This is a genomic window from Pantoea sp. GbtcB22 (assembly GCF_019091025.1).
GTDB classification, from domain to species: domain Bacteria; phylum Pseudomonadota; class Gammaproteobacteria; order Enterobacterales; family Enterobacteriaceae; genus Pantoea; species Pantoea leporis.
In genome coordinates this window covers 309027-323474 of sequence record NZ_JAGXKB010000003.1, presented here as the reverse complement: position 1 = coordinate 323474, position 14448 = coordinate 309027, and the positions used below count along the sequence as shown (strand labels likewise).

Annotated in this window: 17 protein-coding genes and 1 tRNA gene; 14 read left to right on the top strand and 4 right to left on the bottom strand. The window is 54.6% G+C overall.

Translation table 11 applies throughout. The features are described from left to right. The first annotated feature begins 3 nt into the window (after positions 1 to 3). From umuD to KVT28_RS12865, 3 genes are read left to right on the top strand one after another with little or no spacing between them, the layout of a single operon-like run. A complete protein-coding gene (umuD, locus tag KVT28_RS12875) occupies positions 4 to 426 on the top strand; it encodes a translesion error-prone DNA polymerase V autoproteolytic subunit (protein ID WP_217548772.1) in 423 nt (140 codons plus the stop codon). Then, positions 426 to 1688, top strand: a complete 1263-nt coding sequence (gene umuC, locus KVT28_RS12870) for a translesion error-prone DNA polymerase V subunit UmuC (protein ID WP_217548770.1) — start codon at positions 426 to 428, stop codon at positions 1686 to 1688. Before umuD ends, umuC begins: the two co-directional genes overlap by 1 nt. Positions 1689 to 1717: 29 nt before the next feature. Further along, complete coding sequence (locus tag KVT28_RS12865; protein ID WP_217548768.1) at positions 1718 to 1984, top strand: hypothetical protein; 267 nt, start codon at positions 1718 to 1720, stop codon at positions 1982 to 1984. Positions 1985 to 1991: 7 nt separating this feature from the next. On the opposite strand, the gene KVT28_RS12860 is transcribed toward KVT28_RS12865, so the two are convergent. The 3 genes from KVT28_RS12860 to KVT28_RS12850 all read right to left on the bottom strand — a co-directional run bounded on the left by KVT28_RS12860 (position 1992) and on the right by KVT28_RS12850 (position 4388). After that, positions 1992 to 3149 carry a tyrosine-type recombinase/integrase gene (locus KVT28_RS12860; RefSeq protein WP_217548766.1) on the bottom strand — a complete coding sequence of 386 codons (1158 nt, stop codon included), beginning with the start codon at positions 3147 to 3149 and terminating at the stop codon, positions 1992 to 1994. Positions 3150 to 3311: 162 nt separating this feature from the next. Continuing rightward, positions 3312 to 3386, bottom strand: a tRNA-Arg gene (locus KVT28_RS12855). Positions 3387 to 3473: 87 nt separating this feature from the next. Further along, positions 3474 to 4388: a formate/nitrite transporter family protein gene (locus tag KVT28_RS12850; RefSeq protein WP_137386225.1), complete on the bottom strand. Its 915-nt coding sequence runs from the start codon at positions 4386 to 4388 to the stop codon at positions 3474 to 3476. 243 nt (positions 4389 to 4631) lie between these two features. On the opposite strand from KVT28_RS12850, the gene ccmA reads away from it, so the two are divergent. The 10 genes from ccmA to mlaA are packed head-to-tail and all read left to right on the top strand — an operon-like array spanning position 4632 to position 12390. Beyond that, positions 4632 to 5246, top strand: coding sequence for a cytochrome c biogenesis heme-transporting ATPase CcmA (gene ccmA / locus KVT28_RS12845; RefSeq protein ID WP_217548764.1), 615 nt, complete (start codon positions 4632 to 4634; stop codon positions 5244 to 5246). Continuing rightward, on the top strand, positions 5246 to 5905 hold the full coding sequence (ccmB, locus tag KVT28_RS12840; RefSeq protein ID WP_217548762.1) for a heme exporter protein CcmB: 660 nt from the start codon (positions 5246 to 5248) through the stop codon (positions 5903 to 5905). Before ccmA ends, ccmB begins: the two co-directional genes overlap by 1 nt. Before the next feature lie 57 nt (positions 5906 to 5962). After that, the gene (locus KVT28_RS12835; protein ID WP_110866541.1) at positions 5963 to 6703 is read left to right on the top strand and encodes a heme ABC transporter permease; all 741 of its coding nucleotides are present in this window, start codon (positions 5963 to 5965) and stop codon (positions 6701 to 6703) included. Continuing rightward, a complete protein-coding gene (ccmD, locus tag KVT28_RS12830; protein ID WP_217548760.1) occupies positions 6700 to 6933 on the top strand; it encodes a heme exporter protein CcmD in 234 nt (77 codons plus the stop codon). The genes KVT28_RS12835 and ccmD overlap by 4 nt, the downstream gene beginning before the upstream one ends. Next, on the top strand, positions 6930 to 7415 hold the full coding sequence (gene ccmE / locus KVT28_RS12825) for a cytochrome c maturation protein CcmE (RefSeq protein WP_008101293.1): 486 nt from the start codon (positions 6930 to 6932) through the stop codon (positions 7413 to 7415). The genes ccmD and ccmE overlap by 4 nt, the downstream gene beginning before the upstream one ends. After that, entirely contained in the window at positions 7412 to 9370 is a 1959-nt protein-coding gene (locus tag KVT28_RS12820; protein ID WP_192233233.1) for a heme lyase CcmF/NrfE family subunit, read from the top strand. Before ccmE ends, KVT28_RS12820 begins: the two co-directional genes overlap by 4 nt. Beyond that, positions 9367 to 9924, top strand: a complete 558-nt coding sequence (locus KVT28_RS12815; RefSeq protein ID WP_101763614.1) for a DsbE family thiol:disulfide interchange protein — start codon at positions 9367 to 9369, stop codon at positions 9922 to 9924. The genes KVT28_RS12820 and KVT28_RS12815 overlap by 4 nt, the downstream gene beginning before the upstream one ends. Further along, the gene (locus KVT28_RS12810; protein WP_101763615.1) at positions 9921 to 10376 is read left to right on the top strand and encodes a cytochrome c-type biogenesis protein; all 456 of its coding nucleotides are present in this window, start codon (positions 9921 to 9923) and stop codon (positions 10374 to 10376) included. The genes KVT28_RS12815 and KVT28_RS12810 overlap by 4 nt, the downstream gene beginning before the upstream one ends. After that, a complete protein-coding gene (gene ccmI, locus KVT28_RS12805) occupies positions 10376 to 11587 on the top strand; it encodes a c-type cytochrome biogenesis protein CcmI (RefSeq protein WP_217548758.1) in 1212 nt (403 codons plus the stop codon). The genes KVT28_RS12810 and ccmI overlap by 1 nt, the downstream gene beginning before the upstream one ends. A gap of 35 nt (positions 11588 to 11622) precedes the next feature. Further along, positions 11623 to 12390: a phospholipid-binding lipoprotein MlaA gene (gene mlaA, locus KVT28_RS12800; protein ID WP_217548756.1), complete on the top strand. Its 768-nt coding sequence runs from the start codon at positions 11623 to 11625 to the stop codon at positions 12388 to 12390. A gap of 47 nt (positions 12391 to 12437) precedes the next feature. On the opposite strand, the gene fadL is transcribed toward mlaA, so the two are convergent. Further along, positions 12438 to 13721 (bottom strand): long-chain fatty acid transporter FadL, encoded by a 1284-nt coding sequence (gene fadL / locus KVT28_RS12795; RefSeq protein WP_101763618.1) that lies wholly within the window; start codon positions 13719 to 13721, stop codon positions 12438 to 12440. A 359-nt stretch (positions 13722 to 14080) separates the two neighbouring features. On the opposite strand from fadL, the gene KVT28_RS12790 reads away from it, so the two are divergent. Beyond that, complete coding sequence (locus KVT28_RS12790; RefSeq protein ID WP_101763619.1) at positions 14081 to 14377, top strand: YfcZ/YiiS family protein; 297 nt, start codon at positions 14081 to 14083, stop codon at positions 14375 to 14377. The last annotated feature ends 71 nt before the right edge of the window (positions 14378 to 14448 follow it).

The following is a 14448-nucleotide window of genomic DNA, read 5'->3' as shown; positions in this document are numbered from 1 at the left end:
GCCATGAAGTTTTACAAGCCAGCGGAAATCCGCGCCATATTAGAGTTGCCATTATTTATCGAACGTGTGCCGTGTGGCTTCCCGTCCCCGGCCCAGGACTACGTCGAACAACGCATTGATTTGAACAGCCTGCTTGTCAGCCATCCAAGCTCAACCTATTTCATCAGGGTAAGCGGCGACTCAATGATTGATGGCGGGATAAGCGACGGTGATATGTTGGTTGTAGATAGCTCAATCAAAGCCGAGCATGGCGACATTATTGTCGCTGCTATATCCGGTGAGTTCACCGTAAAGCTGCTGATGACCAAGCCTTTCCTTCACCTGAAGCCGATGAACACGGCACACGCCATTATTCCCGTTACCGACCCGGATCAGTTTGAAATTTTCGGGGTGGTTAAGCATTCGATAAAATCGATGAGCCGGTAATGTTCGCCCTGGTGGATGTTAATAATTTCTATTGCGGATGTGAGACGGTCTTTCGCCCCGATCTTCGTGGAAAACCGGTGCTGGTTCTGAGCAATAACGATGGCTGCGTAATTGCCCGCAACGCCGAAGTGAAAGAGCTGAAAATCCCGATGGGAGCGCCTTACTTCAAATTGAAGGATGAAATTCGCCGACACAAGATTACCGTGTTTAGCTCCAACTACCCGCTGTACGCAGACTTTAGTAGTCGCGTGATGACAACGCTGGAGCAAATGGTGCCATCCGTGGAGGTTTACTCAATCGATGAAGCCTTCCTGGACCTGACAGGTTTGAGAAATTGTCGAGTTCTGGAAGATTTCGGGCGGGAAATTCGTGAACGGATCAAGCGCGACACACACCTGACCGTGGGCGTCGGTATCGCGCAAACCAAAACTCTGGCTAAGCTCGCAAACTATGCTGCCAAAAAGTGGAAGCAGACCGGTGGCGTCGTTGACCTGTCTAATGTCGATCGCCAGAGAAAGCTGATGGCTCTGGTGCCGGTAGAGGAAGTGTGGGGCGTAGGCCGACGCATCAGCAAGAAGCTGAACGCGATGGGCATCATCACCGCCAAAGACCTGTCAGAGCAGAGCACCTACATCATCCGCAAGCACTTCAACGTGGTGCTGGAGAGAACGGTGCGCGAGTTGCGCGGCGAGCCATGCCTTGAGCTGGAAGAGTTCGCGCCGACGAAGCAGCAGATTGTTTGCTCCCGATCGTTCGGTACACGCATCACCGAGTATATGGATATGCGCCAGGCGGTTTGCTCATACGCAGAACGCGCTGCCGAGAAGCTTAGGCGTGAGCGCCAGTATTGCCGACAGGTGGCCGTGTTCGTCCGCACCAGCCCGCACGCTGAAGGCGAGGTGTTCTACGGCAATCAGGCTATGGGCAGGTTGCTAACGCCGTCCAATGACACACGCGACATCATCCGGGTTGCTATGCAAGGCCTCGACCACATATGGCGCGACGGGTGTCGTTATATGAAGGCAGGCGTCATGCTGGGCGACTTTTACAGTCAGGGCGTGTCTCAGCTCAATCTCTTTGACGAATTCAAACCACAGGCCAATAGCGAATCGCTGATGCGTGTCGTTGATGGTCTCAACCAGAGCGGGAAGGGGAAATTATGGTTTGCAGGACAGGGTATCCAGAAATCCTGGGAGATGAAGCGAGAAATGTTGTCGCCGGCATACACCACCAGACTGTCGGACCTGCCAGTGGCGAAGTGACATTTCTTCTTCAGCCGCTGCAGCACATCTTGTCTACACGTGATACTTCCAGCATGGTGGAGCTGAATGGCCGCAGGTGCATAATCGACAAGCAGCGTTACCCGGTAAACGGTGACACTGTGCTGATCGATATCTCAGGCATGTATGAGTGGGCGATGATAATGATTCAGCCGCGCCGACTCATTACCGACGATGGCGCATTCCTGATGGATGACCTGCTGGAAGATATTGCGGTGGTTGGAGTGGTAACGCACGAAATCACGACCATGCATGAGGATGACAGGCCGACGATCTGAGGGGGCATTACGCCCCATTTCCTTCCAGATAATCCGCCCACCACTGCATCATCTCCCTGCGTTTTTCAAGGTACTGCGCGTGGTTATAGATGCCTCGGATGTTATTGCGATCGACGTGAGCCAGCTGGCGCTCTATCGCATCATGCGGCCAGCCGTGCTCGTTCAAAATCGTGCTGAATTGGTGCCGGAAACCATGCCCACTGGCAAGCCCCTCATAGCCGATCTGGCGAATTACCAGCAGCACGGCCGCGTCACTGATTGATTTTGATTTGTCATTGCGACCGGGGAATACGAATGCCGAGGTGGAGGTGATTGGGTGCAGGAACTTCAGCAGCGCCTTTACCTGACGTGACATCGGCACAACGTGCTGCTTGCGATTTTTCATCACATCCGCGGCGATCGTAATCAGGTCGTTTTCGAAATCGACGTCTGTCCATTGCATGCTACGCATCTCTTTAGTGCGCAGGGCGGTGTACTGAAGGATTTGGGTAGCAACGCGGGAAATGACGCTTCCTGAATAAGTGGCTAGCGCTGCGTTAAACGCTGGTATATGGTCGGCCGGCAGGAACGGATAGTTCTGTTTGCGATAGCCTTTCATTGCATCAGCAAGGTCTGGCGCCGGATTGTATTTGCAACGTCCGGTGACGACTGCATAGCGAAACACTTCACCGCAGCGGCGCCGCGCTTTGTTGGCTCGCTCCATCGCGCCCCGTTCCTCAAACCTGCGCAACACCTTCAGCAGAGCCATCGGCTCGATGTCATCCATCTGCAGCTTGCCAATATAAGGAAGGATGTCGTCATCAAACATGCGCCTGAGTTCACTGGCGTACTTTTCAGACCAAACCTGCTTCTTATGCTTGTACCACTCCTCGAAAATTGAACCAAACGAGTCCGGTTGCTTTCCCTTCTGTTTTTTCTTAACGGCCGGATTAAGGCCAATAGCCAAATCGCGCTTCAGCTCAAATGCCATGCTTCGGGCATCCGCCGGACCAATCTCAGGATACTTCCCGATCGTGTGCACCTTCTCTTTTCCTTCGAACTGGTAGCGCACCTGCCAGACCTTCTTTCCTGATGCCGGCACATAGAGGAATAGTCCGTTTCCATCTGCAACCCTGTAAGGCTTCTCTTTGGGTTTTGCAGCGTCAATCTGCTTGATCGTGAGCATTGGGTAAAATCCGGGTGGGTAAAATTGATTTACCCAGAATTTACCCAGCCAATAGTCTGGCTGTCAACGAACTATGGCGAACGATTGCGAACGGTAATTTGGGTGAGTACTTGGTGCAATGGGGTTTTAGCGAACGGAGAAGGATGGGTGCGAACTGCTATATGGTGTCCCCTGCAGGAATCGAACCTGCAACTAGCCCTTAGGAGGGGCTCGTTATATCCATTTAACTAAGGAGACGCCGGGCGCGCAGTATAGCGCACCGCGAACCTGATTTTAACTATGCAGCGGTTGTTTGCTCAATCTATCAGCAATTTAAGACCAGGCTTACGCCTGTTTTTGCTTCTCTTTCCGCTTCTGTTCCGCACGCGCTTTGGCTTTCGCCGCTTCACTCATATCGTTACGAATCTGCGCATGGCTGATCAACGCAAATATCAGCGTACCGCCCGTGATGTTGCCAAGCAGCGTAGGCAAGGCAAATGGCCAGAAGAATTCGTACCACGGCAGCGTGCCCGCAAACACCAGATATAGCACCTCAACCGAACCGACCACGATATGCGCTAAATCACCTAACGCCACCAGCCAGGTCATCATCACAATCACTACAATCTTTGCGCCACCCGCATACGGGAACATCCATACCATGGTGGCGATAATCCAGCCTGATATCACCGCATTAGCGAACATTTCGCTTGGTGAGTTCACCATCACTTTTTCACTGATGGCGGTAAAGGCCTGACGCGTCGCATCGTCGAATATTGGCATATGATTAAAGGCCAGCGCCCCCAATGCGGTGCCAATCAGATTGCCGAGCAGCACCACGCACCAGAGCCGTAACAGCAGCGCAAAGTTGCTGCCGGTCGGTTTGTGCATCACCGGCAAAACGGCGGTAACGGTATTCTCGGTAAACAGTTGCTGGCGCGCCATAATCACGATGACAAAGCCAAAGGTATAACCCAAATTTTCCAGTAAAAATGCGCCCGGCACGCCTTTAAGATGGACCTGAAAAATGCCTTTCGCCATCAGCGAAGCGCTCATTGACAGTCCCGCCGCAACCGCGGACCAGAGCAGCGCCATGCCGTCACGTTCGAGCTCTTTTTCCCCATCCTGGCGTATCTCTTCATGAATCGCCGCAGCCTGCGAGGGCAGGGCATCTTCATCGACTTCGATCTCCTTACCTTGCTCCTTCTCATCACTCTCTACATCGTTGTCACTGTTTGAAATCGATGGTGATTGTTTCATGTTTTCCTCAGGTGATAATACCATTGCGTCATAAGCGTAGCTGGTTTTTGCAAGGTCGATTTGTTACGAAGATTCAAATTAAGAGTAACGAAATTTTAACTGAGTTGGATTTTTGAGCAATTTGTTGATCTGGGGCGCACGAATACCCCATTTGGGGTAAGTGGGAGCCAGCTCACAGACTTCGGCCCACAGATTCAATGTGGTATTATCCCCGCCTCATTCATTGCCGCGATTCTCCTTTCTATGCTCGAAGTCATTAATCTCTCATGCGTTCGTGATGAGCGAACCTTGTTTCATGGGTTGAGCTTCCGCGTGCAACCGGGTGACATTGTGCAAATTGAAGGGCCAAACGGAGCCGGGAAAACTTCGCTGTTGCGCCTGCTGGCCGGATTAAGCCGGGCGGAAGAGGGCGACGTAACGTGGCAGTCACAGCCCCTTCGTCAACAGCGCGAAGTATGGCAACAAAATCTGCTCTATCTTGGCCATCATCCCGGCGTGAAATCGGTACTCTCACCGCTAGAGAACCTGCATTTCTGGCACGGTAGCAGCAAAGAAGACGCGATTTTTGCCGCGCTTGAGCAGGTCGAACTGCTGGGCTTTGAAGAGGTGCCGGTGGCACAACTCTCCGCCGGACAGCAGCGGCGCGTGGCATTAGCACGCTTATGGCTCAGTCCGGCGTCGGTGTGGATCCTCGATGAACCCTTAACCGCCATCGATAAAGGCGGTGTGGAAAAATTAATGGCGCGATTCGTCAGCCATGCCGATAACGGCGGAGCGGTGATTCTGACCACGCATCAGGATCTGCCCGATCACAGCGCGCGCGTGCGTAAAATTCGTCTTACTTCGGAGTGGGCTTGATGTTAGGCCGGGTCATTCAGCGTGAATTAAAAATCGCTTTTCGTAGCGGCGGGGAAGTGATCAATCCGCTGTGGTTTTTCCTGATTGTTATCACGCTGTTTCCGTTAGGTATCGGACCGGAGCCACAGCAGCTGGCGCGGATTGCGCCGGGCGTGGCGTGGGTTGCCGCGTTACTGGCCTCATTGCTGGCGTTGGAACGGCTGTTTCGTGACGATTTTCTTGATGGTTCGCTTGAGCAACTACTTCTGTTGCCGACGCCGCTGCCGATCACGGTGCTGGGCAAAGTGATTGCGCACTGGCTGATTACCGGGCTACCGCTGATTTTATTGTCGCCGCTGGCGGCATTGTTGCTGTCGCTGGATTTTGCCGGCTGGCGCGCGATGGCATTGACGTTATTACTTGGCACGCCAACGCTGAGTTTTCTCGGCGCGATTGGGACCGGATTAACCGTTGGGTTGCGGCGCGGCGGCGTATTACTGAGTTTGCTGGTATTGCCGTTGTCGATACCGGTTTTGATATTTGCCAGCGCGGCGATTGATGCCGCCGGAATGGGATTGCCGATCAGGGGTTATCTGGCGATTCTTGGCGCGATGCTGGCGGTAAGCGCAACGCTGTCGCCGTTCGCGACGGCAGCGGCCTTGCGTATCAGTCTGCATTAATTCGTGCCGCCCCAGAGCGGTCGAAACCTGAATTCTCTTTATTGTGAGCTATGCAAAATGTGGAAATGGTTACACCAGTGGGCAAAGCCTGAGCGGCTTTACCAGCTATGCGGTCGCTTGATTCCGTGGTTCGCGGTGCTGGGTGTTGGCACGCTGTTACTCGGCTGGGTCTGGGGATTCGGCTTTGCACCGGCGGATTATCAGCAGGGCAACAGCTTCCGGATTATGTACATTCACGTGCCTGCAGCGATGTGGTCGATGGGCGTGTACGCGTCAATGGCAATCGCGGCGTTTATCGGCCTGGTGTGGCAGATGAAGATGGCCGATCTGGTCTCGGCGGCGATGGCGCCGATTGGCGCGGTGTTCACCTTTATCGCGCTGATTACCGGCTCCGCCTGGGGTAAACCGATGTGGGGAACCTGGTGGATCTGGGATGCACGCCTGACATCTGAGCTGGTGCTGCTGTTCCTTTATATGGGCGTTATCGCGCTGTATCACTCCTTTGAAGACCGCCGCACCGCCGGGCGCGCCGCCGGCATTTTGATTCTGGTTGGCGTGGTTAATCTGCCGATCATTCACTTCTCGGTGCAATGGTGGAACACGCTGCATCAGGGCTCATCAGGCATTCTGCAGCAGGCCATCGATCCGAGCATGCGCACACCGCTGCGCTGGTCCATTCTCGGTTACCTGCTGGTGTTTGGTGCGCTGACTTTAATGCGCCTGCGCAATTTGATTCTATTCACCGAGCGTCATCGTCCGTGGGCGATTGATGTGGCGCAGGGAGGAAGCAAATCATGACGCCAGCCTTTGCATCGTGGAGCGATTTCTTCGCCATGGGCGGCTATGCCTTTTACGTCTGGCTCGCCGTTATCCTTACGTTGATCCCGTTATTCGGTCTGGTGCTGCACACCATACTGTTCCGCCGCCGTTTGCTGGCGGAAATTCGCCAGCGTCAGTCCAGGGATCGCCGCATTCGCGCGGCTAAATCGAAAAAAGCTGCCAGTGGAGCAGCGGGAGAATCCGTGTGAATATCCGTCGTCGTAATCGCCTCTATGTGGCGATCGCGGTGTTGATCGGGCTTGGCCTGGCGACCGCGCTGGTGATGTACGCGCTGCGTTCCAACATCGACCTTTTTTATACCCCGAGTGAAATTATCAACGGCAAAGGTGAAGATCATCAGAAGCCTGAGCCGGGCCAGCGCTTGCGCATTGGCGGCATGGTGATGCCGGGCAGCGTAAAGCGCGATCCGAAAACCCTCGCCGTCTCTTTCAAACTGTATGACGCCAACGGCGTGGTCAGTGTGACCTATGAAGGCATTCTGCCGGACCTGTTCCGTGAAGGGCAAGGCGTGGTAGCGCAAGGCGTGCTGGAAGAGGGCAATCTGGTGAACGCCAAAGAAGTGCTGGCGAAACACGATGAAAAATATACGCCTCCCGAAATTGAAGATGCCATGAAGAAGAATCACACAGGACCTGCGGCAGCTTATCAGCAGTCGGGTGCGCAATCATGATGCCGGAAATTGGTAGCTTTCTGCTGTGTCTGGCGCTGGCTTTAGCGCTTCTGTTGAGCGTCTATCCGTTGTGGGGCGCTGCGCGGCAGGATGCGCGTTTGATGGCCATGGCGCGCCCGTTGACCTGGGGCATGTTTATCTGTGTCGCCGCCTCTTTTGTGGTGTTGGTGCACGCCTTTGTGGTGAATGACTTTACCGTTGGCTATGTCGCCACCAACTCCAACACCTTGCTGCCGGTCTATTATCGCATCGCGGCAACCTGGGGTGCGCACGAAGGTTCACTGCTGTTGTGGGTGCTGCTGCTCAGCACCTGGACGCTGGCGGTGGCGATCTTCAGCCGTGGAATGCCGCAGGATGCGCTGGCGCGCGTGCTGGCGGTGATGGGCATGATTAATCTCGGCTTCCTGCTGTTTATCATTCTCACCTCGAATCCATTTACCCGCACCTTGCCAAACTTCCCGATTGACGGCCGCGACCTCAACCCAATGCTGCAGGATATCGGGCTGATCTTCCATCCGCCGCTGCTGTACATGGGTTATGTCGGCTTCTCGGTGGCCTTTGCGTTTGCCATTGCCTCGCTGATGGCCGGACGTCTGGATACCGCATGGGCGCGCTGGTCACGTCCGTGGACCACCGCCGCGTGGGTCTTCCTGACCATCGGTATCGTCCTCGGTTCGGCGTGGGCTTATTACGAACTCGGCTGGGGCGGCTGGTGGTTCTGGGACCCGGTCGAAAACGCCTCCTTTATGCCGTGGCTGGCCGGAACAGCGCTGATGCACTCGCTGGCGGTGACGGAAAAGCGCGGCAGCTTCAAGTCGTGGACGGTGTTACTGGCGATCACCGCGTTCTCGCTAAGCCTGCTTGGCACTTTCCTCGTGCGCTCCGGCGTGCTGGTTTCCGTGCACTCTTTCGCCTCCGATCCGGCGCGCGGCATGTTTATCCTCGCTTTCCTGGTGATTGTGATTGGCAGCTCGCTGCTGCTGTACGCGCTGAAAGGTGGTCAGGTGCGCAGCCGCGTACAGAGCGAAGCCTGGTCACGCGAATCCTTCCTGCTGGGTAACAACGTGCTGCTGATCGCCGCGATGCTGGTGGTATTACTCGGTACGCTGCTGCCGCTGGTGCATAAACAGCTTGGTCTCGGCAGCATCTCGGTGGGCGAGCCGTTCTTCAACACCATGTTTACCTGGCTGATGGCACCGTTCGCGCTGATGCTCGGTATCGGTCCGCTGGTGCGCTGGCGTCGTGACCAACCACAGAAACTGTGGAAACGCCTTGGCGTGGGCCTGTTAGTGACGCTGATTCTGTCGATCGCCCTGCCGTGGCTGCTGCAGGATCGCATTGAGGCGATGACGGTTATCGGCCTGCTGATGTCGATCTGGGTGATCATGCTGACGTTGATGGAACTGCACGAGCGCGCCACCCATCGCCACTCTTTCTTCAAAGGTTTACGACATCTGTCGCGCAGCCATTGGGGCATGGTGCTGGGGCATTTAGGCGTGGCGGTGACCGTGGTTGGTATCGCCTTTAGCACCCAATACAGCGTTGAGCGTGATGTGCGCATGAAGGCGGGTGATACCGTTGATATCCACAATTATCACTTTACCTTCCACGGCGTGCGCAACCTGCAAGGGCCGAACTACAGCGGCGGCGTGGCGGTGATTGAAGTGACGCGCAACGGCAAGCTGGAGGCGGTGATGCAGGCGGAAAAACGCTTCTATGCAGCCGCGCGCACCATGATGACCGAAGCGGCGATCAGCGGCGGTTTCACCCGCGATCTGTATGCGGCGCTGGGCGAAGAGCTGGATGACGGTTCGTGGGCGGTGCGGATTTACTACAAACCGTTTGTGCGCTGGATCTGGTACGGCGGCGTGTTTATGGCGGTGGGCGGCTTGTTCTGCCTGTTCGATCCGCGCTATCGCTCACGCAAAAAAGAGCAGCGCGAGGAGCTGGCATGAACAAAAAAATCCTGTTTATCCCGTTAGTTCTGTTTTTGCTGCTGGCCGCGGCGCTGCTGTGGCAGCTGTCGCGCAACGCCAACGGCGATGATCCAACGCGTCTCGAATCAGCGTTGATCGGCAAACCGGTACCCGTATTCAAACTGGAAGCGCTCGATCAACCCGGCAAAATCTACGATCAGCAGGTGCTGACCGACGGCAAACCGATTCTGCTCAACGTCTGGGCAACCTGGTGCCCAACCTGCCGCGCGGAGCATCAATACCTCAACACGCTGGCGGAAAAAGGCATTCGCGTGGTTGGCCTCAACTATAAAGACGATCGCACCAAAGCGGTGACCTGGCTGAACACGCTGGGTAATCCTTATGCGCTCAGCCTGTATGACGGCAACGGGATGCTCGGTCTCGATCTCGGCGTTTACGGCGCACCGGAAACCTTCCTGATCGACGGCAAAGGGATCATTCGTTATCGCCACGCAGGCGACATGAACGATCGCGTCTGGCTCGAAGAAGTGAAACCGCTGTGGGACAAATACAACAAGGAGGCGGGCGTATGAAACGGCTGCTTCTATTGTTAGCGGGCATTCTGCTCAGCACCAGCCTATGGGCGGCGATTGATACTTATCAGTTCGATTCGGTGCAGCAGGAAGAACAATACCGCGATCTCACCGCATCGCTGCGTTGCCCGAAATGCCAGAACAACAGCATTGCCGATTCCAATGCGATGATCGCGTCGGATATGCGTCTCAAAGTCTACGAGTTAATGAAGCAGGGCGAAAGCCGCCAGCAGATCATTGATTACATGGTGGCGCGTTACGGTAATTTCGTGACGTATGAGCCGCCGGTAACGCCTTCCACGCTGATTTTGTGGGTGGGGCCAGCGCTGTTTGTGGTGCTGGGCGCGCTGATCATTATTCTGCGTAATCGTCGCGGCAAAGCGCGTAGCGAACTCGACGACAGTGAACAACAGCGCCTTGCGGCGTTACTCAAGCGTGACGGGAAGCCGTAATGACTGGATTCTGGATTACCCTGATTATCTTACTGCTGGCGGCTATTGCGCTGTTTCTGCGTGCCGGCTGGCGCCAGCGCGAGGCCAGCAGTGGCGATCGCGACCGTCTCAACACCGATTTCTATCAGCAACGCCTGCGCGAGCTGGAGCGTGATGAAGAAGAGGGCGTGGTGGCTGAGCGCCCGGACATGGTGCGCGAACTGCAACAAACACTATTAACTGATGTGCCGCAGCAGGATGCCGCGACCATTCATCGCAGCAGCCGCTGGGTGTTGCTGCCGGGCGTGATTGTGCTGCTGGTGGTGTCGGTTGGCATGTATCTGAAAACCGGCGGACTTACGCAGCAAACCGCGTTTGTCAGCGTACAGCAGGAGTATCCTGCGTTACGTGCGCGCGTGATGGATCCTAAAGCTCAGCCGCTGACCATGGAAGAGTTGGCGCGTCTGCAGCTGGGTCTGCGCAGCTCGCTGCAGCACGACGCAACGAACCTCAACGATTGGGCAATGTTGGGCCGCTTAGGGATGGTGCTGAATAATGCCACCGATGCCAGCCAGGCATTTGAACATGCGCTACAGCTGGCGCCAGACAATATCGAACTGCAGCAGGATTATGCCGAAGTGCTGACGCGCTCCAGCGATCCGCAGGATAACCGTCAGGCCAACGTGTTGCTGAAAGCGCTGCTTAAACGCGATCACAGCGATGTGCGCACGCTGAGTCTGCTGGCGTTTAATGCCTTTGAGCAGCAGCAGTACAATGAGGCGATTGGTGCATGGCAGGTGATGTTGAAACTGTTACCGGCAGGCGATCGTCGCATCACCATGATCGAGCGCAGCATTGAACAAGCGAAAACTGACGCGGGACAGCAAAATAGCAGCCTGGCATTGACGGTGAGTTTGACGCCGCAGGCAGAAAAAATGTTACCGCAAGGCGGAGTGTTGTATATTTCTGTGTCTGACGGTGTTTCACCGGTGCCTGTGGCTGTGAAGCGTTTACCGCTGAGCCACTTCCCGTTATCGCTCACGCTCGATGACAGCAATGCCATGATGCCCGATCGCCTGCTTTCGGCACAGCATCAGGTGCAAGTCAGGGTGCGCATTTCGCGCGATGGCAGTGCCAATCCACAGTCTGGCGACTGGTTGGGTTTAAGCGCGGTCACACCCTGGGATGGTCATCAGCAACTGGCTGTGGAAATTAATCAACAGCAGCCCTGAAGCGATACCTTACTGATCCGCACAGGGAGAGAAGAATGAATAACCGCCTGACCGGTTTGGCGCTAGCCAGCTTACTGCTGGTGGGTTGTGCCAACTCAAAACCGGCTGAAAATACGGAACCTGCGCAGCGCAGCGATCCGCTGGAAGGCTTTAACCGCACGATGTTTAACTTCAACTACAACGTGCTGGATCCGTATGTTCTGCGTCCGGTGGCAGTCGCCTGGCGCGATTACGTGCCGGTGCCGGCACGTAGCGGCATCAGTAATGTGTTATCCAACGTTGAAGAGCCCGCCAGCATGGTCAACGCCATTCTGGTGGGTGAACCGCGCCAGGCAGGCATCCACTTTACCCGCTTCTTCCTGAACACCGTGTTAGGGCTGGGTGGCTTTATCGACGTGGCGGGCAAAGCCAATCCGGCGCTGGCGCGTGAAGTGCCGCATCGCTTTGGTAGCACGCTGGGACGTTATGGCGTCGGTTACGGCCCGTATGTTGAATTGCCGGCCTACGGTAGCTTCACCATCCGTGAAGATGGCGGTGACTTCGTTGATACGCTCTATCCGGTCTTAAGCTGGTTGAGCTGGCCGATCTCGGTAGGTAAATGGACGCTGGAAGGGATTGAAACCCGTGCGCAGTTGCTGGATTCGGACGCCATTTTGCGTCAGCAGCAAGATCCGTACGCCTTTATTCGTAATGCCTACTTCCAGCGACATGACTTTATTGCCAACGGCGGTAAGCTGAAGCCGGAAGGTAATCCGAACGCCAGTGCGATTCAGGACGATCTGAAAGATATCGATTCTGAATAAAACAAAAAGGCGACTCAATGAGTCGCCTTTTTTTATCAAGCTACGTATCAGAACTTGTAGTTAAAGTTCGCGCCGTACAGCCAGGCTTTACCTTCAGAGTTAAAGGTATACGGGCCTTCTTTCACGGTGACTTTCTGACCGTGCATGTAAGAAATACCCAGGTCGACAGAAGCATCTTCATTGAAGGCGTAAGACGCACCGGCACTCAGCCACAGACGATCCTGATCCGGAATAGAGATAGAACGCTTATCGGCCGGAACCGGGCTGTCATCAAAGGCGATACCGGTACGGAAGGTCCAGTTATCGTCGTAGAAGTAAGTGGTACCCAACGCGATACGGTAGGCATCGTGGAAACTTTCATCCTTATAGAACAGCGTCTGGCCATTGCTGCCGGTGGCTTTCAACTCCTGGAATTGACTCCAACTGGTATAAGTCAGGCTATAGTGAACCGCCCATTGCGGCGCCACTTTATGCCAGCCTGACACTTCCCACATCTCTGGCAGATTCAAAGTCAGAGAACCCGGAATCGTGGTACCGCTGGTGCCGTAAGGCAGGCCTAAAGCCAGTGCCTGCGGTGTACCGTTAAAGGCAGTGGGGATATTGCTCTTGTAGTCGCCGTCAAAGTCGACTTTTACTTCTGAGCGGTAGGTAAAGCCAAAGCGGTTATTTTTATCCACTTCGTACAGGATGCCGGCGTTCCAGCCGTAGCCCCATTCATCACCTTTTAAATGCGCAATCTGGGTATCGGCTGGCAATCCTGCCACGGCACCTGCTTCACCTGCATAACGCTCAATTTTCGCTTTTGCGTAGACCGCATCAAAGCCGATACCGAAGCTGAAATTCTCATTCAGTCGATAAGCGGTGCTGATATTAAAATTACCGGTCATCAGGTCGGTTTTGCCGCCATAACCACCTGCGGTATAGCCGTCATTAAATTCGGTTGCTAAACCATAGTTTGAGGTCGCAGATGCACCAATCCACCACTGATCGTTAATTGGGTGCACATAGTGAAGATTAGGGATCCACTGATTTGGGGCGATATTTTTGGCATCGAGGCTGCGACCTGTCGGGCTCTGACCGCTAATATCCACTTCGGGATCAATATAAACCGCGCCGATAGAGAAAGAAGGGCGATCCATTAATGCCATGGTTGCCGGGTTACGGCTGGCAGAGGCGGCGGTATCACCCATCGCACCTTCGCCGGAATATGCACGACCTAAACCAATTGCTGAGAATTCATTCAGTTGAAAGCCCGCGGCGTAAACATGAGAACAGACGAGCGTTACTGCAGCTGCCACAGCTGACTTTGCAAACAGGTTTTTATGGTTCATGACCACAACCTCATCCAGATTTATTATTTAACGTTGTTACGTCGCGTAACAAAGAGCGGCGAATTGTAGGGACTGATGGCAAAACCACATATCAGACCAGTGCGACGAGTATAGGTCCGACCTGTGTATTTGTTGCAATATTGTTTTTTAAATATTTCTGATTTGATCGATAAAATCAGATCTGCTTAACAAAATCTTAGCGGTTCGACTTAAACATAGCGTTCAATTTTGCTGTGGATCAATTTTTAGTGTGATATTCGTCACTTAGCGGCTTGATCGTGGATGTGAAAACGCAGCAGGCGTACACTTTGCGGCAGAAAATAATCCGATTACGTTGAAATTATCGTCAGGAGAGAATCATGACTGATGCCATTAAAAAGTGTAATGCCAACGAAACGGCGGCCTGCTGCTGTGTCGATGTGGGAACCGTGATGGATAACACCGATTGCACCGCAAGCTGGTCTGGCGTGTTTGCCGATCGCCATGCGGCGGAAGCGATGCTGGCGCATTTGACTGAGCGCGCGCGTCAGGTGGAATCCGATCCTTGCGATATTCGCGCGGATTTTGCCAATGAAGGCGACGCGGTGCGCCTGTCTATCGACTTCACCTTTGCCTGCCAGGCCGAAACCCTGATTTTCCAGCTCGGCCTACGCTAATCATGCCGCTGCCGAAACCCCTTCGGCAGCCTTAACTCATTTTCGTGTATTCCCTCGCACTTTTTTCCTCT

Excerpts from the sequence above, each read along its gene's own strand:
- umuD (WP_217548772.1), top strand. The coding sequence starts at position 4 with ATGAAGTTTTACAAGCCAGCGGAAATCCGCGCCATATTAGAGTTGCCA.
- umuC (WP_217548770.1), top strand. The coding sequence starts at position 426 with ATGTTCGCCCTGGTGGATGTTAATAATTTCTATTGCGGATGTGAGACG.
- KVT28_RS12860 (WP_217548766.1), bottom strand. The coding sequence starts at position 3,149 with ATGCTCACGATCAAGCAGATTGACGCTGCAAAACCCAAAGAGAAGCCT.
- KVT28_RS12850 (WP_137386225.1), bottom strand. The coding sequence starts at position 4,388 with ATGAAACAATCACCATCGATTTCAAACAGTGACAACGATGTAGAGAGT.
- ccmA (WP_217548764.1), top strand. The coding sequence starts at position 4,632 with ATGCTCGAAGTCATTAATCTCTCATGCGTTCGTGATGAGCGAACCTTG.
- ccmB (WP_217548762.1), top strand. The coding sequence starts at position 5,246 with ATGTTAGGCCGGGTCATTCAGCGTGAATTAAAAATCGCTTTTCGTAGC.
- KVT28_RS12835 (WP_110866541.1), top strand. The coding sequence starts at position 5,963 with ATGTGGAAATGGTTACACCAGTGGGCAAAGCCTGAGCGGCTTTACCAG.
- ccmD (WP_217548760.1), top strand. The coding sequence starts at position 6,700 with ATGACGCCAGCCTTTGCATCGTGGAGCGATTTCTTCGCCATGGGCGGC.
- KVT28_RS12820 (WP_192233233.1), top strand. The coding sequence starts at position 7,412 with ATGATGCCGGAAATTGGTAGCTTTCTGCTGTGTCTGGCGCTGGCTTTA.
- KVT28_RS12815 (WP_101763614.1), top strand. The coding sequence starts at position 9,367 with ATGAACAAAAAAATCCTGTTTATCCCGTTAGTTCTGTTTTTGCTGCTG.
- KVT28_RS12810 (WP_101763615.1), top strand. The coding sequence starts at position 9,921 with ATGAAACGGCTGCTTCTATTGTTAGCGGGCATTCTGCTCAGCACCAGC.
- ccmI (WP_217548758.1), top strand. The coding sequence starts at position 10,376 with ATGACTGGATTCTGGATTACCCTGATTATCTTACTGCTGGCGGCTATT.
- mlaA (WP_217548756.1), top strand. The coding sequence starts at position 11,623 with ATGAATAACCGCCTGACCGGTTTGGCGCTAGCCAGCTTACTGCTGGTG.
- fadL (WP_101763618.1), bottom strand. The coding sequence starts at position 13,721 with ATGAACCATAAAAACCTGTTTGCAAAGTCAGCTGTGGCAGCTGCAGTA.
- KVT28_RS12790 (WP_101763619.1), top strand. The coding sequence starts at position 14,081 with ATGACTGATGCCATTAAAAAGTGTAATGCCAACGAAACGGCGGCCTGC.